General features: G+C 67.5%; 18 protein-coding genes and 2 tRNA genes. 8 read left to right on the top strand and 12 right to left on the bottom strand.

All coding sequences use genetic code 11. The annotated features are described in order from the left end of the window. Positions 1 to 13: 13 nt before the first annotated feature. The 4 genes from BKA04_RS02895 to BKA04_RS02910 all read right to left on the bottom strand — a co-directional run bounded on the left by BKA04_RS02895 (position 14) and on the right by BKA04_RS02910 (position 2,905). A complete protein-coding gene (locus BKA04_RS02895; RefSeq protein ID WP_104095065.1) occupies positions 14 to 685 on the bottom strand; it encodes an ATP-dependent Clp protease proteolytic subunit in 672 nt (223 codons plus the stop codon). 11 nt (positions 686 to 696) lie between these two features. Next, complete coding sequence (locus tag BKA04_RS02900) at positions 697 to 1,311, bottom strand: ATP-dependent Clp protease proteolytic subunit (RefSeq protein WP_104095066.1); 615 nt, start codon at positions 1,309 to 1,311, stop codon at positions 697 to 699. Between the two features lie 97 nt (positions 1,312 to 1,408). Further along, positions 1,409 to 2,779, bottom strand: coding sequence for a trigger factor (tig, locus tag BKA04_RS02905; protein ID WP_104095067.1), 1,371 nt, complete (start codon positions 2,777 to 2,779; stop codon positions 1,409 to 1,411). Between the two features lie 52 nt (positions 2,780 to 2,831). Further along, positions 2,832 to 2,905, bottom strand: a tRNA-Pro gene (locus tag BKA04_RS02910). A gap of 161 nt (positions 2,906 to 3,066) precedes the next feature. Between BKA04_RS02910 and BKA04_RS02915 the strand changes: the two genes are divergently transcribed. From BKA04_RS02915 to BKA04_RS02925, 3 genes are all read left to right on the top strand, one after another. Further along, positions 3,067 to 3,137, top strand: a tRNA-Gly gene (locus tag BKA04_RS02915). A gap of 78 nt (positions 3,138 to 3,215) precedes the next feature. Next, positions 3,216 to 4,262 carry a DMT family transporter gene (locus tag BKA04_RS02920; RefSeq protein ID WP_104095068.1) on the top strand — a complete coding sequence of 349 codons (1,047 nt, stop codon included), beginning with the start codon at positions 3,216 to 3,218 and terminating at the stop codon, positions 4,260 to 4,262. A 73-nt stretch (positions 4,263 to 4,335) separates the two neighbouring features. Further along, on the top strand, positions 4,336 to 4,821 hold the full coding sequence (locus BKA04_RS02925; protein ID WP_104095069.1) for a DUF2269 family protein: 486 nt from the start codon (positions 4,336 to 4,338) through the stop codon (positions 4,819 to 4,821). 4 nt (positions 4,822 to 4,825) lie between these two features. Here the strand turns inward: BKA04_RS02925 and BKA04_RS02930 are convergent, their stop codons facing one another. Further along, positions 4,826 to 5,176 (bottom strand): ArsR/SmtB family transcription factor, encoded by a 351-nt coding sequence (locus BKA04_RS02930; RefSeq protein ID WP_104095070.1) that lies wholly within the window; start codon positions 5,174 to 5,176, stop codon positions 4,826 to 4,828. Positions 5,177 to 5,402: 226 nt separating this feature from the next. Here BKA04_RS02930 and BKA04_RS02935 point away from each other — a divergent pair, with 226 nt between their 5' ends. From BKA04_RS02935 to BKA04_RS12330, 3 genes are all read left to right on the top strand, one after another. Continuing rightward, positions 5,403 to 5,807 carry an arsenate reductase ArsC gene (locus BKA04_RS02935; RefSeq protein ID WP_104095071.1) on the top strand — a complete coding sequence of 135 codons (405 nt, stop codon included), beginning with the start codon at positions 5,403 to 5,405 and terminating at the stop codon, positions 5,805 to 5,807. Between the two features lie 72 nt (positions 5,808 to 5,879). Then, complete coding sequence (locus BKA04_RS02940; RefSeq protein ID WP_104095072.1) at positions 5,880 to 9,635, top strand: SCO7613 C-terminal domain-containing membrane protein; 3,756 nt, start codon at positions 5,880 to 5,882, stop codon at positions 9,633 to 9,635. A 134-nt stretch (positions 9,636 to 9,769) separates the two neighbouring features. Further along, positions 9,770 to 9,958, top strand: a complete 189-nt coding sequence (locus BKA04_RS12330) for a DUF2510 domain-containing protein (RefSeq protein ID WP_198413286.1) — start codon at positions 9,770 to 9,772, stop codon at positions 9,956 to 9,958. 41 nt (positions 9,959 to 9,999) lie between these two features. On the opposite strand, the gene BKA04_RS02950 is transcribed toward BKA04_RS12330, so the two are convergent. The 6 genes from BKA04_RS02950 to BKA04_RS02975 all read right to left on the bottom strand — a co-directional run bounded on the left by BKA04_RS02950 (position 10,000) and on the right by BKA04_RS02975 (position 15,662). Continuing rightward, on the bottom strand, positions 10,000 to 10,647 hold the full coding sequence (locus BKA04_RS02950) for a response regulator transcription factor (RefSeq protein ID WP_104095074.1): 648 nt from the start codon (positions 10,645 to 10,647) through the stop codon (positions 10,000 to 10,002). A 25-nt stretch (positions 10,648 to 10,672) separates the two neighbouring features. Continuing rightward, positions 10,673 to 12,046: a sensor histidine kinase gene (locus BKA04_RS02955; RefSeq protein ID WP_232841945.1), complete on the bottom strand. Its 1,374-nt coding sequence runs from the start codon at positions 12,044 to 12,046 to the stop codon at positions 10,673 to 10,675. A gap of 74 nt (positions 12,047 to 12,120) precedes the next feature. Continuing rightward, a complete protein-coding gene (locus BKA04_RS02960; RefSeq protein ID WP_104095076.1) occupies positions 12,121 to 13,584 on the bottom strand; it encodes an amidohydrolase in 1,464 nt (487 codons plus the stop codon). Next, a complete protein-coding gene (locus BKA04_RS02965; protein ID WP_104095077.1) occupies positions 13,581 to 14,219 on the bottom strand; it encodes an FMN-binding negative transcriptional regulator in 639 nt (212 codons plus the stop codon). The genes BKA04_RS02960 and BKA04_RS02965 overlap by 4 nt, the downstream gene beginning before the upstream one ends. 41 nt (positions 14,220 to 14,260) lie before the next feature. Continuing rightward, complete coding sequence (locus BKA04_RS02970; protein ID WP_104095078.1) at positions 14,261 to 15,175, bottom strand: Fpg/Nei family DNA glycosylase; 915 nt, start codon at positions 15,173 to 15,175, stop codon at positions 14,261 to 14,263. A gap of 1 nt (position 15,176) precedes the next feature. Next, positions 15,177 to 15,662, bottom strand: coding sequence for a ribose-5-phosphate isomerase (locus BKA04_RS02975; protein WP_104095079.1), 486 nt, complete (start codon positions 15,660 to 15,662; stop codon positions 15,177 to 15,179). Positions 15,663 to 15,762: 100 nt separating this feature from the next. Between BKA04_RS02975 and BKA04_RS02980 the strand changes: the two genes are divergently transcribed. After that, on the top strand, positions 15,763 to 16,521 hold the full coding sequence (locus tag BKA04_RS02980) for a hypothetical protein (RefSeq protein WP_174719811.1): 759 nt from the start codon (positions 15,763 to 15,765) through the stop codon (positions 16,519 to 16,521). Here BKA04_RS02980 and BKA04_RS02985 read toward each other — a convergent pair. Beyond that, entirely contained in the window at positions 16,402 to 17,031 is a 630-nt protein-coding gene (locus tag BKA04_RS02985) for a mycothiol-dependent nitroreductase Rv2466c family protein (protein ID WP_104095080.1), read from the bottom strand. The two genes, BKA04_RS02980 and BKA04_RS02985, sit on opposite strands and share 120 nt — an antisense overlap. A gap of 125 nt (positions 17,032 to 17,156) precedes the next feature. Between BKA04_RS02985 and pepN the strand changes: the two genes are divergently transcribed. Next, a complete protein-coding gene (gene pepN / locus BKA04_RS02990; protein WP_104096597.1) occupies positions 17,157 to 19,697 on the top strand; it encodes an aminopeptidase N in 2,541 nt (846 codons plus the stop codon). Position 19,698: the final 1 nt, after the last annotated feature.

Consider the following 19,698-nt stretch of genomic DNA (forward strand, 5'->3'; position numbering starts at 1 on the left):
GTGACTCCCCGGCCTACTTCGCGGTGATCGCCGCTGGCGCGGTCTTCCGGCTCGTGAGCACCTGGTCGATGAGGCCGTATTCGAGGGCTTCGGCCGCGCTCAGGATGTTGTCGCGGTCGATGTCCTTGTTGACCTGCTCCGGGGTGCGGTTCGAGTGGCTGGAGATGGTCTCCTCAAGCCAGGTACGCATCCGCTGGATCTCGCGCGCCTGGATCTCGATGTCCGAGGCCTGGCCGTGGCCGGCATCGCCGGTCGCCGGCTGGTGGATGAGGATGCGCGCGTTCGGCAGCGCGAGACGCTTGCCCGGTGCGCCGGCGGCGAGAAGCACGGCCGCGGCGGAGGCCGCCTGGCCGAGACACACCGTCTGGATCTGCGGACGGACATACTGCATCGTGTCGTAGATCGCCGTCATCGCGGTGAACGATCCGCCGGGAGAGTTGATGTACATGACGATGTCGCGGTCGGGGTCCTGGCTCTCGAGCACGAGAAGCTGGGCCATGACGTCATCCGCTGAGGCGTCGTCGATCTGCACGCCGAGGAACACGATGCGGTCCTCGAACAGCTTCGCGTAGGGGTCCTGCCGCTTGTAGCCGTATGCCGTGCGCTCCTCGAAGGTGGGGAGGATGTAACGCGACTCCGCGCCGGGACGGGCGATTCCGCTCGCGTTGAGGTTCGTGAATTCCATGAGTCCTGTCCCTACTTCTTCGCCGAGTCGTTGGAGCCGCTGGGGTCGTCCGTGCCGCCGCCGCCCACGACATCCGTCGCGAACTCGCGGAGGTGGTCGACGAATCCGTACTCGAGCGCCTCCTGCGCGGTGAACCAGTTGTCCCGGTCGCCGTCTTCGATGATCTGGTCGACCGTCTTGCCGGTCTGTTCTGCCGTGAGCTCCGCCATCCGCTTCTTCATGTCGAGGATGACCTTGGCCTGCGTCTGGATGTCGGCCGCCGTGCCGCCGAACCCGCCGGACGGCTGGTGCAGGAGCACGCGGGCGTTGGGGGTGATGTAGCGCTTGCCCTTCGTCCCCGAGGAGAGGAGGAACTGGCCCATGGACGCCGCCATGCCGATGCCCACCGTGACTATGTCATTCGGGACGAACTTCATGGTGTCGTAGATCGCCATCCCCGCCGTGATGGAACCCCCTGGAGAGTTGATGTAGAGGTAGATGTCGCGCTTGGAGTCCTCCGCGGCGAGCAGCAGGATCTTCGCGCAGATCTCGTTCGCGTTGTCGTCACGCACCTCCGACCCGAGCCAGATGATGCGGTCGTTGAGAAGTTGGTCGAAGATGCTGCTGACCAGTGCCGGTTGGGCCATGCTGTCGAGCTCCGTTTCCGTTGTCGCTGTGAATCGAATCTATCGGAGCGCGGCAACCTGAACTGCCCTGTTCGCCCTCGGCTAAGCGCCGCGCGGGCTACTGGTGGTCGTGCCCGAAGTGTTCGTCCGCTGCGGTGCGACCGTGGCCGTCGGTGAGCCCGTCCGCTGACACGAAGTCTCCGTCGTTCCCACCGGAGGGCGCCGTGAACGCGGTGAGGTCGACATCCTCGCCGTTGGAGTCCTTCACATTCGCCTTTGCGAGGACGGCCGCGAGAGCCTTTCCGCGCGCGACCTCGCCGATCATGCTCGGGATCTGGCCGTTCTCGTCGAGGACCTTGATGAACTCGCCCGGCTCCATCTGGTATTGGGCGGCGCCCTGCATGAGGTACTGCGTGAGCTCGTCCTGGCTGACCTTGACCTCTTCGGCCTCGACGATCGCATCGAGAAGGATCTGACTGCGGAACGTCTTCTCGCTGGACTCGGTGACCTCTGCACGGTGCACGTCGTCCTCGAGACGCTGCTCGTTCTCGAGGTGGCGGTGCACCTCGTCCTCGACGAGCTGCGGCGGCACGGGGATGTCGACCGACTCGAGGAGCTTGTCGACGATCTGGTCGCGGGCCTGCGCGCCCTGGCCGAAGACCTTGGAGCGACCGATCTGCTCGCGGATATCGACCTTGAGCTCGTCGATCGTGTCGAACTGGCTCGCGATCTGGGCGAAGTCGTCGTCGGCGGGAGGGAGTTCGCGCTCCTTGACCGCCGTGAGGTGGATGGCGATCTGGGCCGCCTCACCCTCGTGGTCTCCACCCATGAGCGGTGCCTCGAACGTCGTGTCCTCTCCAGCGCTCAGCCCGTCGAGTGCCTCGTCGATACCGTCGATCAACTCGCCGCTTCCGACCTCGTAGGAGATGCCGCTCGCGGTGTCGACCTCTTCGCCGGCGATGGTGGCGAGCAGGTCGATCTGGACGAAGTCGCCGTTGGCCGCGGGCCGGTCGACGGTGACGAGCGTGCCGAAGCGGCTGAGGAGACCCTGCAGCTCCTGCTCGACCTCGTCATCCGTCACCTCGACGGCGTCGACCGTGAGCTTCAACCCCTCGAGCTCGGGCAGGGTGAAATCGGGGCGGACGTCCACCTCGACCGTGATGAGAAGGTCCCCGCTGAAGTCTTTGAGGTTCGGAAGCTCGACGACGTCGGCGCTCGGGCGGCCGAGCGGGCGAACCTTCGCCTCGTCCGCCGCTTCCCGGTAGAACCGGTCGAGACCATCGCTCACCGCGTGATTGAGAACCTCTTCGCGACCGACGCGCTGGTCGATGATCGGCGCAGGAACCTTGCCCTTGCGGAAGCCCGGGATGTTGACCTGCTCGGCGATGTGCTTGTAGGCGTGATCGACGCTCGGCTTCAGCTCCTCCGGAGTGACCGAGATGGTCAACTTGACGCGGGTGGGGCTCAGGCGGTCGACGGTGGTCTTCACGGTTTCGATTTCTCCTGGTTAGGTGGTTCTCGATGCTGATCTGGGATATGTGTCGGGGCGACAGGAGTTGAACCTGCGACCTCCCGCTCCCAAAGCGGGCGCTCTACCAAGCTGAGCTACGCCCCGAAGGAAGGATGTCGGCCAGGGAATCGGATGACGCGGGCGCGCCCAGAAATTGGCCTCAGCAAGTCTAGCCGAGTTCTGGCAGGCGAACCGCAGGGATGGCCTGGCCGCCGGGTCTTCTGTATTAGGATTGCAGCGCGTTGTCGGCGCTTGCCGGCATCCGCGGGGATGTAGCTCAATGGTAGAGCCTCAGTCTTCCAAACTGATTACGCGAGTTCGATTCTCGTCATCCCCTCCGCGCTCAGAGTTTCTCGTCGACCAAGCGCTCCCCCGATGCCCTGATACTGGATGGGTAACGAGAAGGAGTTTCCGCATGCGAAGTCTGCGCAACGTCGGAGTTCAGGCCGCGCTCGCCTCCGCGATCCTGTTCGGGGCCGGCACCCCCTTTGCGAAGCTGCTCCTCGGCGACGTCAGCCCGTGGATGCTCGCCGGGCTGCTCTACACCGGCTCGGGGCTCGGACTCGCCGTGTGGCGGCTCGTGCGACGCGCACCCCGGGTGAGGATCGCCCGCACCGAACTGCCGCCCCTCATCGGAGCGGTGTTCTTCGGCGGGCTCGTCGCACCCGTGCTCCTCATGGTCGGCCTCGCGAACATGCCGGCATCCGGGGCCTCCCTGCTGCTCAACGCCGAAGCAGTGTTCACCGCTACGCTCGCCTGGTTCGTGTTCCGGGAGAACTTCGATCGCCGCATCGCCCTCGGTATGGTGGCGATCGTCGCCGGCGCGGTCGTGCTGAGCGTGCCATCCGGGGCGAACCTCGGCTCGCCGTGGCCTGCACTCGCCATCCTCGGCGCCTGCCTGTGCTGGGGCCTCGACAACAACCTCACCCGCAAGGTCGCACTCAACGACGCCACCTGGCTCGCCGCCGTCAAGGGCGGCGTGGCCGGCCCGGTCAACCTCGCCCTCGCCTTCGCGCTGGGCGCCACCCTGCCGAACGCCTGGGCGATCGCCGGGTCGATGCTCGTCGGGCTGTTCGCCTACGGCGTCTCGCTCGCCCTGTTCATCGTCGGGATGCGGCACATCGGCACCGCACGCACCGGCGCCTACTTCTCGGTCGCCCCGTTCTTCGGCGCCATCATCGCCCTGGCGATGGGCGAGCCGGTCACCTGGCCGCTCGCCGTCGCCGCCATCCTCATGGCCGTCGGCGTCTGGCTGCACCTCAGCGAGCGCCACGAACACCTGCACACCCACGAGCCGATGGTGCACGACCACTGGCACACGCACGACGAACATCACCAGCACGACCATGCCGACGGCGAGGTTCCGGCCGTCGGAGCGTGGCACCGTCACGAACACGCTCACGAGGAGCTCACGCACTCGCACGAGCACTACCCGGATGCACACCACCGGCACCGTCACTGAGCCGCCCGCTCCCGGCATCCGCGGCCTCGGCCCAACAGGTGACGGCAGGTCACCAACCCACTAATCTGGGCCGATGTACACCACGCTGATCTTCCTGCACCTGATCGGATCCTTCGCCTTCGTGCTCGGGCACGGCGCGTCCATCGCCGTCGCGTTCCGCCTTCGAAAGGAGACCTCGCGGGAGCGCATCGCCGCCCTGCTCGACGTCTCATCGTGGGGCATCACCTTCATGTACATCGGACTGATCGTGCTCGTCGTCGCCGGCATCGTCCTCGGCTTCACGACCCACGCGTGGGGCACCTGGTGGCTCTGGGTGTCGATCGTGCTGCTCGTACTCCTCATGGGAGCGATGTACGGCATCGCGTCGCCGTACTACAAGGGCATCCGCGCGCTCACCGGCGCCCGCATCCCGAAATCGGCCCAGGCGAAGGCCGAGGCCGCGGTGACGGAGGGGCTGCTGGAGACGCTTCCGACATCCTGGCGACCCACCGCCCTCGCCCTCATCGGCGGGGTCGGGCTCGCCGTCATCATCTGGCTCATGGTGGCGCGACCCGCCTGATCGGTCACACCGTGGCGAGCAAACCCGCCACGGAGTCGAGCGAACCCGGAACGATGGCGAAGTACGCCCACGTGCCGCGCTTCGAGCGCGTGAGGTATCCGGCGTCCACGAGCACCTTCAGGTGATGCGACACCGTCGGCTGCGAGAGACCGAGTGGCTCGGTGAGGTCGCAGACGCAGGCCTCCTTATCGGCGTGAGCGGCGACCATCGAGAGGATGCGCAGCCGCGCCGGGTCCGCGAGCGCCTTGAGCGAGACAGCCAGGCTCTCCGCATTGAGCACCGACAACGGTTCGCGTGTGATGGGCGCGCAGCAGGACTGCAGGTCACGGATCGGAAGCAGCTCGGTCAACGTCATGCAGAAATTCTCGCACATATATTGACAATCATCGATGAATTGCCGGAGACTTCATCCATCGACAATGATCGATGGAGGAGGTGCACCATGGACGAGGACTGCTGCGATCCGCTGACCTGTCCGCCCGAGCTCTGCGGCACTGGCTGCTGCTGAACGCTGGCCGGTCGCCGCGGCACCCGTCGCGGCGACCGCATCCTCAATCGAATTCGACGAAAGGGTCGCCACCATGACAACTCCCAGTGTGCTTTTCGTGTGCGTTCACAATGCAGGCCGCTCGCAGATGGCGGCCGGATACCTGCAGGCCCTTGGCGGCGGCCGGGTTCGGGTGTACTCGGCCGGCAGCGAGCCCGCAGACGCGATCAACCAGGTCGCTGTCGCGGCGATGTCGGAGAAGGGCATCGACATCGCCGGCAATCGGCCCGCCATTCTCACCACCGACGCCGTGCGCGAAGCGGATGTCGTGATCACCATGGGCTGCGGCGACGCCTGCCCCGTGTTCCCCGGCAAACGCTACGAGGACTGGGAACTGGACGACCCGGCGGGACTCGACCTCGAGCAGGTGCGACCGATCCGGGACGAGATCGAGGCACGAGTCTCGCGACTGCTCGAAGAGCTCGACGCGGCACGGTAGCCCGATGGGCGAGGGGCGGGAGCCAGTCACCCGATAATGTGAACTGACACCGACCCCGGGGGGAACCGCACCATGGCCGATGACGGTATCGACTACAGCGCGTATGCGGGGCGCGTCGCCTTCCCGCGCACTCCCTCAGACCTCCTGAGCACGAGCAATTGCCCGGCATGCTTTGCAACCCTGAAGAGCACGGTCTGCTCCGCCTGCGGCCTCGATCTCGGGCATCCGGATGCGGCGAAACTGTACGACAGGTCGGTGGCGGCCGCCCGCACACTCGATGAGCGCCTCGCCATCATCGGGAAGATGCGCTACGACGCGGCGAGGGCCCAGTCGTCGGTTCCCGCCGCGGAACCGGCAGCTCCCGTGATTTCCGAGCCGGTGGTTTCGATACGCGAGCCCGCTGCCGTGCTACCCGCCGCGAGTGCGGGCGCCGCAAGCGCACCGCGCCGCTCGAGCGTGCAGGTCACACTGCTCATCGTCGGAGTGTCGCTGCTCTCGGTCGCCGCCATCTTCTTCCTCGTCTACGCATTCATCAACTTCGGCGTCGTGTGGCGCAGCGTCATCATCGGGGCCATCACCATCGCGGCGATCGCCGGCGCCTCACTCCTGCGCCGACGCGCACTCACCGCGACCGCCGAGGGCATCGCCGCCTTCGGCGTCGTGCTCGTCTACCTGGACGTGTGGGCCATCCGCGCCAACAACCTCTTCGGAACCGCGTCCACCGATGCCACCCTGTATTGGGGAACAGCGCTCCTGCTCGCCGCCGTCGGCTTCATCGTCTGGCACCGGATGTCGAGCCTGCGAACCGCGAGCATCGTGGGCTTCACGACCTTCGCACCCGCCGTCGGCGTTCTCGTCTCCGGGATCGCCGAACCGCACGTGACCTGGGTCAACAGCGCCTTCCTCACCGCGACGGCGATCGTTGCAGCCGGCCTCATCCATCCGCTTGCGCGCCGGGCGGGAGAGCCGATGCTGCCCGAGAGGGTCATCATCCTCGTGACGACCGCGCTCACGCTTCTGGGGGCACTGGTCCTCTCGGTCCGGATCTACGAGCGCTTCGAGTGGGCGAGCGCCATCGGCCTCGCCGGTCTGGCGATTCTTGCGGGGATGCACGTCGTCGCGCTGGTCCACTCCCCGACGGCGGTGTCGACGCTGTTCGGCCAGATGTTCGCCGTGTTCGTCGGCATGTCCGCCGCATCCGCGATCGGAGTCTCGGTCGTGCGCCAAGGCGACCCCGACGCCATCACGATCGTCCCAGCGGTCTCCGCTGCCGCCGTCGCCCTGGCCCTCGAGTTCTCCTTCCGCAGGGTTGCTCCCCCAGCATTCCGGAGAGTCGCGGCGACCGCGACGATCGGGGCAGCGGTCATCGCCGGTCTCGCCCTGCTTCCCGCCGCAGTCATGGCCATCGGCGACGCAGCGCAGGCGGCCATGACCGGGGTGCGCAACGCCTGGGAGCTCGAGGTGACCGACACCGTGACCGCCCACGGGCCAGGCATCCCGTGGCCGGTTCTCACCCTGGCGGTCATCGGCGCGCTCGTTGCGCTCGCCTGGTGGATCGGGCGCCTGTTTCCGGATCGCGCCGCGCTCGTGGCCTGGTGGGCGGCGTTCGTCCTCGTGACCGCCGTGGCATCGCTGCGCATCCACTGGCTGGAATTCGCCGCCTGGATGCTCATCGCGGTCACGAGTCTCGCCGCACTCGCCCTCCTCCGAGGAGTGGCCGGAGCAGCACGCTACCGCCCGGTGCTCGTCACCACGATGATCGTCGCCGGGTCGCTCGGTTACGGCATAGGCTGGGCCACCACGTCGACCTGGTGGATCGGCACGCTCGTCGTCATCGGCGTGACCATCGCATCCAGGTCCCTCGTGAAGTCGCCCGGCTCCAAGGCAGCGCTCCTCGGCAGCGGAATCGGTCTCGCGCTGCTCTCGGTCGGGTCGGTCGCCGACCAGCTCACACTCCACAGCAACTTCGGGCTCGAGGTCGCGCTCGCGGATCGTTTCACACTGACCGCCATCGCTGCGGTGGTCGTCCTGCTCGGTGCGGCCATTCCGGATGGTGCGGCGAGCGCGCTCGATCGTCGCGTCGAGTTCTGGGTGGCGGGTTCGGCATCCGTCGTCGCACTGCCCATCGCGACGATCCTGGCCACGAGGATGCCGGCATCCAGCCGGTCGGCGCTCCTGCTCCCCGAATACGGGACGAGCCTTGCCATCGCCATCGTCCTCCTCGCATCGCTCGCGCTGTGGATCGGCCTGCGACGGAACCAGCCGCTGCGCGCCGAGCGCATCGTCGCCTCGATCGCCGTCGCCCCCGCGCTCTACCTCGCGGTGAGTGCCTTCGCGCGGTTGCTCGCACTCCCGGAATTCGCGATGCACGTCGTTCCCGTCACCGCGGCGGTTCTCGCGTCCGCCGGTTCGCTGACCATCACCACGATGCGGCCCGCGACGCCCGGCCGATTGACGACGCCGCGCTGGACTCGGGAACTCGGAGTCGCACTCGTCGGCGTGCCCGCCGTGTTCACCGCGATTCGAACCGATGACGGCCTCACCTGGTTGGTCCTGATCATCGCCGCCGTCGCCGCACTGCTCCTGGCGGTCGATCGCGACGGTCTCTTCTCCTCGGGTTCACCCCGACACCAGCTCGGCTGGCTCGCCCTCGCCCTTGCCACCGCCGGCCTCTGGTGGCGGTTGAACGGCGATCGCGTCACCGACCTCGAGTTCTACGTGGTGCCCCTCTCGATCGCGCTCCTGGTGATCTCGGTTCTCATCGCCCTCACTGCCGGCCGAGAGACGCCCGCCCGCAATTCCGCCGCCGCCCCGTCCATCGCGCTCGGCGGCCTGCTCGTGAGCATCCTGCCGCTCGGCGCGAACGCGGCGACGGGAACCACCGCCTCCGCTCTCTGGCTCTTCGCGGTCTGTGCGATCCTGCTCCTCGGGGGCAGTGCGGTCGTCGGGGACACCATCCGGAGGCGGTTCGCGGATGCGTGTGCCCTCGCCGGCGCGATCGGCGTCATCGTCATCGCGGCCGGCCGCGCGCCGCACCTGCCCGCCGAAGCTCTCGAGCGCGATGGGTGGCTTGCCGCGGCATTCCTGGTCCTCGCCGTGGCAGGGTTCCTTCAGGCCCGAAACCGCGTCGCCGACAACCACCGTCTCCGGGCGATCGCCAGCCAGGCGCTCGGACTCGTCGCCATGACCCTGGTGCTCGTCCTCGAGGTGCCGGCCATGACGGATGTCGCCACGGGAGGCATCCGGGCCCTGACGCTCGTCCTCCTCTTCTGCGCCGTACACGTCATCGCCTTCCTGGTCTCCGGACCACCGTTGACGCGGCTCGTGGCGTTCGTCGCGATCGCCTACGCCGCGATCGCGGGCATCGCCGGCGCGCAGCTGCAGGCGCTCGACGCCGTCGAACTCGCGAGCATCCCGATCGCCCTGGCACTGCTCGCCACCGGCGTCATCCACCTGTCGTCGACGCCCGCTTCGCGGAGCTGGCCGTGGCTCGGCCCCGGCACCGCGGTGCTGCTCATTCCATCCCTCATCGCGACGGTGGATGAGCGTCCGCTGTGGCGTCTCGTCGGGCTCGGGGTCGTCGGGATCGTCGTCATCGTCGTGGGGGTGGTGCGACGACTTCAGGCGCCCTTCACCGTCGGGGTCGTGGTGGTCCTGATCCACGGCATAGCGACATTCCTGCCGCAATTGCGCGCGGCATACGAATTCCTGCCGTGGTGGCTGTGGCTGGGCGCCGGCGGAGCACTGTTAGTTGTGCTCGCGGCCAGGTACGAGCAACGAATCCGCAACCTCAAGGATGTCGCGCTCAAATTCGCCGCTTTACGCTAGAAGTGACCCCCAAACGGGGGACTATAGGGGTGCCGGCCCCACCCCTATCATGGGGGTACCGTCTTACCCCCGGCTCACGGTAAGCCAACCGCCGCACCCGAAGCGCCTCGCGGCAGGCAACTGCAGGAATCATGATGTCCTCCACCCCGCAACAATCCCTTCCACCTTTCGGTTGGTACCCGGACCCGACCGGGCTCCCGATGCTTCGCTGGTGGACCGGAACGGCATGGACTGACCAACTCGAGACCCCCCGCCCCGAGATTCAGCCCGCTGCAGGTTACTCGACGTACGGCCTCGGCCAACGAGACCTGCTCGCTTCCTAGAGGATCAGTTCGGATTCCTGTTTCGCCGTCCTGGCCCGTGCTCAACGTTGGAGCCAGGCCAGGACGGCGAGAACCCTTCGGTGGTCGGTGCCCGAATCATCCAGGCCCAGCTTCTGGAAGATCGCCGTCACGTTCTTCTCGACAGCGCCCGTACCGATGAACAGCGACTGGGCGATGGCCGCGTTCGTGCGCCCCTCCGCCATGAGCGTGAGCACTTCCCGTTCGCGCGGTGTGAGCGACTCCAGGGGGTCGTGCCTGCGGCCCAGCAGTTGGGAGACCACTTCCGGATCGAGTACCGTGCCGCCGGCGGCGATCCGTTCGATCGCATCCTGGAGGTCGGCGAGGGATGCGACGCGGTCCTTCAGCAGGTATCCGACGCCGCCGCTCCCGTCGGACAACAGCTCACGCGCGTAGGCGACCTCGACGTACTGGGAGAGAAGCAGGATGCCGACACCCGGGAGCAGCTTCCTGGCGCTGATGGCGGCACGGACGCCCTCGTCGCGAAACGTCGGCGGCATCCGCACGTCGAGGACGAGGAGGCCCGGCGCCACGTCGGGAAGCGACTCGAGCATGGCCTCTCCGTCGCCGTAGGAACCCACGACCTCGACGCCCGCTTCGGTGAGAACGCGCACGAGCCCTTCGCGCAGCAGGACGGAGTCGTCTGCCACCACCACGCGAAGGGCTGTCATGCCCTCAAGATTACGGTGCGGGAGGCTAGTAGGTGACGGGAAGGTGACCGGTCACAACCGTCGGGCCGCCCGCGGGGCTGTTGAGTTCGAGCGTCCCGCCGAGCCCCCTCAAACGTTCGTCGAGCCCGGCCAGTCCGTGCCCCGCCACGGATGACGCGCCGCCACGACCGTCGTCCGTCACGGTGACATCGAGCCACCACTCATCCGGTTCCGGCAGCCGCCGCATCGACACGACGACATCGACGGAGGTCGCCCGTGAGTGCTTCGCCGCGTTCGCCACGAGCTCGCTCGCCACGAAGTACGCGTTGCGTTCGATCTCCTGGGGCAGCTCCACGGCCTCGTCGATCGCACTCGTGACGGCCACCGGGAGTGCGCTTCGCGAGGCGAGCGATTCGAGCGCTGCCACCAGTCCGCGGTCCAGAAGGATCGGCGGGGCGAACCCCCGGGACAGGGCGCGGAGCTCATCCAGCGCCTCCTGCGAGCGCAGCCTGGCCTCCGCGATGAGAGCGCGCGCAGCATCCGGATCGGTGGCGAGCTTGCGCTCGGCCGCGGCGAGGTCCATCTGAATGCGGACGAGGCGCTGTTGCGGCCCGTCGTGGATGTCCCGCTCGAGCCGGCGCAGCGAGTGGCCCTCGGCGGAGACCGCAGCCTCACGCGACGCGCTCAGGTTCGTCACCCTCTCCGCAAGATCTTCAGATCGCCACGCACCGAGCATCGCCCTGGCGATGACGTGGTGCAGCCGGGCGAGACCGCGCGTCACATACGGGAGGGTGACGAGGAAGACGAAGCCGAACAGGAGGTTCATGATCGACTCGGCCGCCCGACCATCGACCGTCACTGCGCCTCGCGTCAGGAACGAGACGATCACCTCGGAGAGGGAGAAGTCATCCTGTGGCAGGAAGGCGCTCCAGAACCAATAGGTGAGCCCACCGAGTGAGCCCGCGACCCAGGTCAGCACGACGCTCCAGGTGACGATGCCGACCACGAAGTTCACGACGGTGCCATGGATGAAGTACACCCACGCGTGCGGGTCGGCGAGCGGGGTCAGGAACCTGGACCAGAAGCCGGGCCCCGGCTGCTGCCGGCGCGGTCGAGCAATGGGCGGCATTCCTACCCAGTCGAGGCGGGTCAGTTCGACCTCGCCGAAGTAGCGGGCGACCCACATGGTGACCGTGAGCACGAAAATGCCCACAACGATGGCGATGAGGGATGTCGCAGTCGAGAAGAGTGTTGTGAGCACGATGAACGCAACGGACACGACGAGGATGGTCGGCGCATGGAACCCTAGCTCCCGCGGGACCCTTCGCCACCGTCGACCGTAGGTCTCCGGTGCGGTCGGGGTCGTGGTCACAGGTTCCAGCGTGGCAGAGGGCATCGAGTTCCGGGTCGTATTCGTCATGATTCCAGCCTCGCGTCGGCCGGTGCTCTTCGGCATCCGACGCGCTCCCGGGTTCGTGGGGGGATAACCCCCGTCTACAGGGTGCTGTGGGTAGCGCGACCGGCGAGAAGGGTCAGGGCGACGGGCATGCCCGCGAGGTTGCCGGGCACATGCGGATCGCGATCGACGGCGATGAGGTCGGCGACCTCGCCGACGGCGACGACGGAGTGGGCGGATGCCGCGATTCCCTCATCGACCGTGATCGCCTGTTCCGGATGCCACGGCTCGCGGCCGTCCCTGGCCCGGGTGACCGCGGCGCTGAGGGTCGTCCACGGATCGAGTGGTGCGACTGGCGCGTCGGAGCCGAGGAGCAGTTCGGCCCCGGCGTCGAGGAGGGATCGGAGAGCGAAAGACCTGTCGGTGCGTCCCGCCCAGTAGCGGTCGGCGACGTCACGGTCGTCCATGGCATGTTCGGGCTGCACGCTCGCAGCGACCCCGAGTGCGGCGAAGCGGGAGAAGTCCTCGGTGCGCACGAGTTGGGCGTGCTCCATGCGGGTTCCCGCTGGTAGCGGTGAGCCATCGAGCATGGTGAACGCGTCGAGCACGAGGCGCACGGCTTCGTCCCCGATGGCGTGCACTGCTGGGGCGATGCCGCCCCCGACGGCGGCGCGAAGCAGGGGCAACAGCTCGTCGGTCGTGACGGTGAGCATGCCCCGCTCGGCGGTGCCGGGGTAGGGGTCGACACAGTAGGCGGTGCGTGTGTTGAGGGACCCGTCGGTGAGGATCTTGAACGGCCCGACCGTGAGCAGTCCTTCGTCGTCGAGCGCGTCGCCCGTGCGCAGCCCCGCAGCAAGAGCTGCCTCGAGGTAGGGCGTGTAGATTCCGACCTGGATGCGCAGACCGTCGAATCCGTCGGCGTAACGGCGGCGCCACGTGTCGACGTTGGCAGCCATCTCCAGTTCGACGACGCCGACGACGCCTCTGCCGGCAGCGAGGATTGCGGCATCCTGAAGCCACCCGTCGAGAGTCGACTCCGGCACATTCTGGAGCGCCGAAGTGACGGCGAACGCGTCGTCCTCGACGAGCACACCCGTGGGGTGCCCCGCGAATCCGTAGGTGACGAGCGCGGCCGAGTTGAGCCACGTGGTGTGGAGGTCGCCGCTCACGAGCACTGTCGGAGTGTCACCGGTGGCGGCATCGAGAAGCTCGACGGTGGGCACGTCGGGCCAGAGCCCGTCGCGGAACGCCGCGCCGACGAGGGGCAGGCCCCGCTCGGGCGGATTCGCTGCGAGGGAGGCTCCCATGACCCTGGCGGCCTCGGCCGCAGACGCGACGCCGGAGAGGTCCACCCGCCGCAGCGTGAGGGCGAGCTGGGTCAGATGCGCGTGATGGTCCCACAGGCCGGGCAGCAGCCAGCGGCCGTCGAGGTCGATGACGTCGCTCCTGGCGTCGGCAGCGTCGGCGGCGCCGCCCGCGGGCCGGATGTCGCTGATGCGGCCGTTCTCGAGGCGCACGTCGACGAGACCGGCGCCGAGTCGCGCGCGCCGCAGCAGTGTCACGCGGTCGCTTTCGGTGTGTGGACGCGCCGCATCTCGTCGGCGAGGGCGGGCTGCCGGTAGTTGTCTCCGTGGTCGAGCTCATCGATGATGCGGTCGGCGACCTGCGGGCGATTCTGGCTCAGCTTGAGCCTGGCTTCGAAACGGGTGACGCGAATCCGGAACCCCGCGGTCATGGCCATCTGCTCCCGCGCATACTTCTCCTGGTGCTCCAGAAGGACGGGGTGCGGCATCCGGTCTTCGAAGTGGTGGGTGAGCCGCTCGAGCACGGCCCAGTTCTCGTCGTCGCTGAGGATCTCCGGCACACCATAGAGGTGAGCGGTGACGTGGTTCCAGGTGGGAACGTTGATCTTGTCGTACCAGCCGGGCGAGATGTAGCCGTTGGGCCCCTGGATGATGACGAGCGCTTCATGCCGGCCGAGCTCGAGTTTGTCGTCGTCGGGTTTGCCGACGTGGCTCACGATGCTGATGCCGCCGGCATCCTCTTCCGACGACCCATCGTTCTCCAACAACATCGGATAGTGGCTTGCGATGAGCCCCTTCGCGGTGTCGGTGACGATCGTGCCCCACGGGTTGTCACGGATGAGGCGCTTGACCTCGTTCTCGTCGAGGCTCACATAGCGGCCGGTGTCCATCATGGGCACCATCTTGGCACGCCGCCGGCTGCTCGTTCAGCGCATCACGCCTGGCAGACGGGACACCAGTACAGTTTTCGGGCCGCGGCCACCTCGAGCACGACGTTGGTCCCGCAGGTTCGGCAGGGAAGCCCGGCGCGACGATACACCCAGTGCCGATCGTCGCGGTTCGCGAGTGCGCGGGCGCGGCCTTCCGCATCGAGGCCATCCATCGTGAGCATCTGGCCCGTGCGAACACCGATGTTCAGGAGGTGCGCCCAGTCGCGCCACAGTGCCCGCACGACGTCCTCGGGCAGGGTGTTGCCGGGGGTGTGCGGATTGAGTCCGGCGCGATAGAGCAGCTCTGCGCGGTACACGTTGCCGATTCCGGCGACGACGGTCTGGTCCATGAGCAGCAGCCCGATGGGAGTGCGCCGCTTGCGCACGGCTTCCACGAAGCGATCCTCGGATGCCTGGCCGGGGTCGACGATGGGATCGGGCCCGAGCGTGGCGATCACGGCGGCGACCTCCTCCGGTGTGAGCACCTCGCACGCGGTGGGGCCGCGGAGGTCGGCGACGGCGGTGTCAGTAAGGAGGCGCACCCGCACCTGTCCGACAGGCGGAGGCGGGAACTCGGTGAGCTCGGTCTCCTTCTCGGACTCCGCCATGCGGAGCCGAGTGCGGCGTGGAGCGCCGATGGACGCGAGCACCGTGGGGTCGACACTGACATCGCCGGCGAAGTCCCACGCCCCGTAAATGCCGAGGTGCACGCGGAGCCACCGGCGCGGAGCATCCTGGCGTTCCGCGAACTCGAGGAACAGCTGCTTGCCGACCGCCTCGGCGTCGGTCATCGTCAGCCCGTCGAGTTGCGCCGCGCCGTCGGCAAATCTTCCCTGCGGCGAACTGGCCGCAATGCGGTGGCCGACGAAGTGGGCCTCGAACTGGTTCGCGATCCGGTGTACGGAATGACCTTCCGGCACCTCAGTCGACCTGCTTGCCGGCGATCGCGCCCGTGTCCTCGTATTCTGCGAGCTGCGCTATGCGGCGGGCGTGACGCTCCGCGCCGGAGAACGGAGTGGCGATGAATGTGTCGATGAAGAGGATCGCCTCCTCGACGGTGTGCTGGCGGGCGCCGATCGAGATGAGATTCGCGTCGTTGTGCTCGCGAGCGAGCTGCGCGGTAGCGACGTTCCAGACGAGTGCCGCCCGCGCTCCCCGCACCTTGTTGGCCGCCATCTGTTCTCCGTTGCCGGAGCCGCCGAACACGATCCCGAGGGCTTCGACCCCTGCCTGCTGGTCGGCGATGACACCGATCGCCGCATTGATGCAGAACGACGGGTAGTCATCGAGTTCGTCGTACTCTGCAGGCCCGTGGTCGATGACCTCGTGGCCGGCTGACCTCAGGTGCTCCTGCAGGTCCCGGCTGAACTCGAGGCCGGCATGGTCGGTCGCGATGTGGATGCGCATGGCTCCAGTGTAGGTATGGTCGCCGCGACGTGCTCTGGCCTAATCGCCGCGGGAGGAGGACACTGGAAGCAGGGTTCCTCGTTCGGTTGGGAGGCCAGCGATGACAACGAGTTCACACGACGGCCCGGCGCTCGTCCCGATCTTGTCCGCCGGACGCCACCGCACACCGCGCAGCGGAGCCTGTTTCATGGAGTTCGCCTCCTACCTGGCCGGCGAGCGATGGAGCGATCACCCCGCCTGCACGCACCCGGCACTCGCATTCCTTGCACGGATGGTCAACGACTGCACCTCCGATCGCGAACGCTCGAGGCTCGCCGAGCTCATCCCCTCGGTCATCGGCATCAACGGGAACGACCCTCGCGTCGAGATCCTCGTCGCGCTCAGGGCCGCAACGAGCGCGCTGCCCATCGCGAGCGAGCAGCGGCAGCGCGCACTCGCCGTCGGTATCCTCGCCTGCCGGATGCGGCTGGAGGGGATCGGGCATCCGGCCGATTCCGAACTGGCCGCGCGCATCGACGGTGCCTTCGCGAAAGCGCCCCTCGCCGCGCGCTGGGGGCAGGACTTCATCGCGCAGAACGTCACGGCCACGCGCGATCGCGCGGTGTCCAGGATGGCGGAGTCTGTCATTCGTGTCGGCGTGCTCGGCATCGCCCATGCCTGCTCCCCGGAAGCGGATGCCCTGCTGCGAGAGGTGCTGCGCGGGGCGATCGGCGACTGCCGGGCGCTCCTGGGCGGCGCGTCAGTCGAAGATCGGCTCGCGGGTGCGGGTGCGCTTGAGTTCGAAGAAGCCGTCGTAGCGCGCCACAGCCACAATCGCGTCCCAGAGGTCGAGCGCCTGCTCCCCCTTCGGCGCGGGTGAGATCACCGGGCCGAAGAACGCGACACCGTCCACCGAGATGACCGGGGTGCCGACCTCCTGGCCGACGCGGCTGATCCCGTCGAAGTGGCTCGCGCGCATGGGCTCGTCGTACTCGTCGCTGTCCGCGTATCGCAGATACTCGACGGGAAGCCCCAGCTCGGCGAGCGCCGCCGGGATGACCTCATCCGGATTCTTCGATCCTCCCGGGTGGATGCGGATGCCGAGCGCGTCGTAGAGCGGCTTGACGATCTCCTGGCCCTCGAGCTCGCGCACGGCCGCGACGAGACGGGTGTAGCGCAGCGCACGGGGGAAGAAGGCACGGTAGCTCTCCGATACGTCCTTGTCCTCGTTGAGCACGGCCAGGCTCATGATGTGCCAGGTCACATCGAGGTCCCGGTGCTTCGCGACCTCGTCGACCCATCGGCTCGTCATCCACGCCCACGGGCAGGAGGGGTCGAACCAGAAGTCGACGTGGGTGGTGGCGGTGGGATCGGACAATTCAGTTGACATAACAACCAAACTACGCCGGACCGGGAGCGCGCGCTGACGTGGCCCAGCAGCGAATACTAGGCTGGGGGATCGATGCCGGGCAGAATCCGCTCGTGCAGAAAGACAATCCTCACGAAGGAGCAACCGTGCCAGGAGACAACCTCACCCGCGTCGAAGCCCAGGAGCGCAGGGCGCTCGTCAGCGTGGACAGTTACGACGTCACGCTCGACCTCACGACCGGAGCCGAGGTGTTCCGCAGCACGACGACCGTCCGGTTCTCCGCCACTGCCGGCGCATCCACGTTCATCGACGCCTTCACCCGCACGGTGCACTCGATCGAGCTCAATGGTGCCGCCGTCGACACGTCCGCCGCGGACGGTGTGCGCATCCGCCTCGATGACCTCGCTGAGGACAACGTGCTCACGGTCGTCGCGGATGCCGAATACACGAACTCGGGCGAGGGCCTCCACCGCTTCGTCGACCCGGTCGACAACGAGGTGTACCTTTACTCGCAGTTCGAGGTGCCGGACTCCCGCCGCGTGTTCGCGGTCTTCGAGCAGCCCGACCTCAAGGCGACGTTCCGCTTCACCGTGACGGCCCCCGCCGCCTGGGAGGTCGTGAGCAACCAGCCGGTCGAGTCGCGCACTGCCGGAGAGGGCAACTCGAGCACCTGGGTGTTCAAGACCACCCCCCGCATCTCCTCCTACATCACCGCGATCGTCGCCGGCCCCTACGCGAAGGTCGAGAGCGAGCTCGCGAGCCGTGACGGTCGCACCATTCCGCTCGGGATCTACTCGCGCAAGTCGCTCAGCCAGCACCTCGACGCCGACTACATCTTCGACATCACCCGCAAGGGCTTCGCGTACTACGAGGAGAAGTTCGACTACGCGTACCCCTTCGAGAAGTACGACCAGCTCTTCGTCCCCGAGTTCAACGCGGGCGCCATGGAGAACGCTGGGGCGATCACCTTCACCGAGACCTACGTCTTCCGCTCGAAGGTGACGGATGCGATCAAGGAGCGTCGCGTCGTCACGATCCTGCACGAGCTCGCCCACATGTGGTTCGGCGACCTCGTGACCATGAAGTGGTGGAACGACCTGTGGCTCAACGAGTCCTTCGCCGAATGGGCCTCCACGATCTCCACCGCGAACGCGACGGAGTGGACCGAGGCCTGGACGACATTCCAGGCGATGGAGAAGAGCTGGGCGTACCGCCAGGACCAGCTGCCGTCGACGCATCCGGTCGTCGCCACGATCAACGACCTCGAGGATGTCCAGGTCAACTTCGACGGGATCACCTACGCCAAGGGCGGTTCGGTCCTGAAGCAGCTCGTCGCCTGGGTCGGCGAGGACGCCTTCTTCGCGGGCGTCGCCGCGTACTTCAAAAAGCACGCGTGGGGCAACACCGAGCTCAAGGACCTGCTCGCCGAGCTCGAGATCACGAGCGGGCGCACGCTCACCGAGTGGTCGAAGCTGTGGCTGGAGACGGCCGGCGTGAACACGCTGCGCCCCTCCTTCGAGACGGACGACAGCGGGAACTTCACGAGCTTCGCCGTGCTGCAGAGCGCCGCGCCCGACTACCCCACCATCCGCCCGCACCGCCTCGCGATCGGCCTCTACGACCTGCGGGGCGGCAAGCTCGTGCGAAGCCACCGGGTCGAGCTGGATGTCGACGGCGAACGCACCGAGGTGCCGGAGCTCGTCGGCATGGCCAGGCCGGATCTCGTGCTCATCAACGATGACGACCTCGCTTACGCGAAGATCCGTCTCGACGACGACTCGCTCTCCGTCGCGATCGAACACCTCAAGGAGATCGAGAGCCCACTCGCTCGCGCTCTCGTCTGGGGTTCCGTGTGGGACTCGACGCGCGACGCCGAGACCGCTGCGAGCGACTACGTGAAGCTCGTCCTCGGCAACATCGCGACCGAGACCGAGAGCACGACGATCCGCACGACCCTCAGCCAGCTGCTGCTCGTCGCGCGCCAGTATGTGGCGCCGGCGGACCGCGCGAAGACCATCGAGAAGGTCGGCTCCGACCTGTGGTCTCTCGCCCAGCTCGCCAAACCAGGTTCGGACGCACAGTTCCAGTTCGTGAAGTTCTTCGCCCAGATCGCCTCGATCGGCGACCATGTGAGCGCCCTCCGCGGACTGCTCGACGGCACCGTCGTGCTCAAGGGTCTGACGATCGACACCGACCTCGGATGGGAGCTGCTCGAGGGGCTCGTCCTCAACGGTGCGGCGACATCCGTCGACATCGACGCGGCGCTCGAGAAGGACAACACGGCCAACGGTGCGCAGGCCGCCGCCCGCGCACGCGCGACGTTCGCGACATCCGAAGCCAAGGTGGCCGCGTTCAATTCGCTCGTCGACTCGGATGAACTGCCCAACGCGATCGTGCGCAACACGGCCCTCGGCTACCAGCACGTCAACGACCCGTCGTCGCTCGAGGCGGTCGTCGACAAGTATTTCGCCGCGTTGAACGACCTGTGGAAGAGTCGCAGCTACCACATCGCCGAGACGCTCATCGTCGGCCTCTACCCCGCTCCGCTCGCCTCGCAGTCGCTCGTCGACGCGACGAAGGCCTGGCTCGCTGCGAATCCGGATGTCCCTGCGTTGCGGCGCCTCGTGACCGAGAACCTCGCCGGTGTGGAACGCGCTCTCGCGGCGCAGGCGGCCGACGTGAGGTAGC

Origin of the sequence: Terrimesophilobacter mesophilus (assembly GCF_014200375.1) — a bacterium.
Classification (GTDB): Bacteria; Actinomycetota; Actinomycetes; order Actinomycetales; family Microbacteriaceae; genus Terrimesophilobacter; species Terrimesophilobacter mesophilus.

What these genes read in the sequence shown, in the direction of transcription:
- BKA04_RS02895 (WP_104095065.1), bottom strand. Translation starts at nt 685, where the DNA reads ATGGAATTCACGAACCTCAACGCGAGCGGAATCGCCCGTCCCGGCGCG.
- BKA04_RS02930 (WP_104095070.1), bottom strand. Translation starts at nt 5,176, where the DNA reads ATGACGTTGACCGAGCTGCTTCCGATCCGTGACCTGCAGTCCTGCTGC.
- BKA04_RS02965 (WP_104095077.1), bottom strand. Translation starts at nt 14,219, where the DNA reads ATGATGGACACCGGCCGCTATGTGAGCCTCGACGAGAACGAGGTCAAG.
- BKA04_RS02920 (WP_104095068.1), top strand. Translation starts at nt 3,216, where the DNA reads ATGCGAAGTCTGCGCAACGTCGGAGTTCAGGCCGCGCTCGCCTCCGCG.
- BKA04_RS02975 (WP_104095079.1), bottom strand. Translation starts at nt 15,662, where the DNA reads ATGCGCATCCACATCGCGACCGACCATGCCGGCCTCGAGTTCAGCCGG.
- BKA04_RS02900 (WP_104095066.1), bottom strand. Translation starts at nt 1,311, where the DNA reads ATGGCCCAACCGGCACTGGTCAGCAGCATCTTCGACCAACTTCTCAAC.
- BKA04_RS02940 (WP_104095072.1), top strand. Translation starts at nt 5,880, where the DNA reads ATGGCCGATGACGGTATCGACTACAGCGCGTATGCGGGGCGCGTCGCC.
- BKA04_RS02955 (WP_232841945.1), bottom strand. Translation starts at nt 12,046, where the DNA reads ATGACGAATACGACCCGGAACTCGATGCCCTCTGCCACGCTGGAACCT.
- BKA04_RS02950 (WP_104095074.1), bottom strand. Translation starts at nt 10,647, where the DNA reads ATGACAGCCCTTCGCGTGGTGGTGGCAGACGACTCCGTCCTGCTGCGC.
- BKA04_RS12330 (WP_198413286.1), top strand. Translation starts at nt 9,770, where the DNA reads ATGTCCTCCACCCCGCAACAATCCCTTCCACCTTTCGGTTGGTACCCG.
- BKA04_RS02985 (WP_104095080.1), bottom strand. Translation starts at nt 17,031, where the DNA reads ATGTCAACTGAATTGTCCGATCCCACCGCCACCACCCACGTCGACTTC.
- BKA04_RS02925 (WP_104095069.1), top strand. Translation starts at nt 4,336, where the DNA reads ATGTACACCACGCTGATCTTCCTGCACCTGATCGGATCCTTCGCCTTC.
- BKA04_RS02980 (WP_174719811.1), top strand. Translation starts at nt 15,763, where the DNA reads ATGACAACGAGTTCACACGACGGCCCGGCGCTCGTCCCGATCTTGTCC.
- BKA04_RS02935 (WP_104095071.1), top strand. Translation starts at nt 5,403, where the DNA reads ATGACAACTCCCAGTGTGCTTTTCGTGTGCGTTCACAATGCAGGCCGC.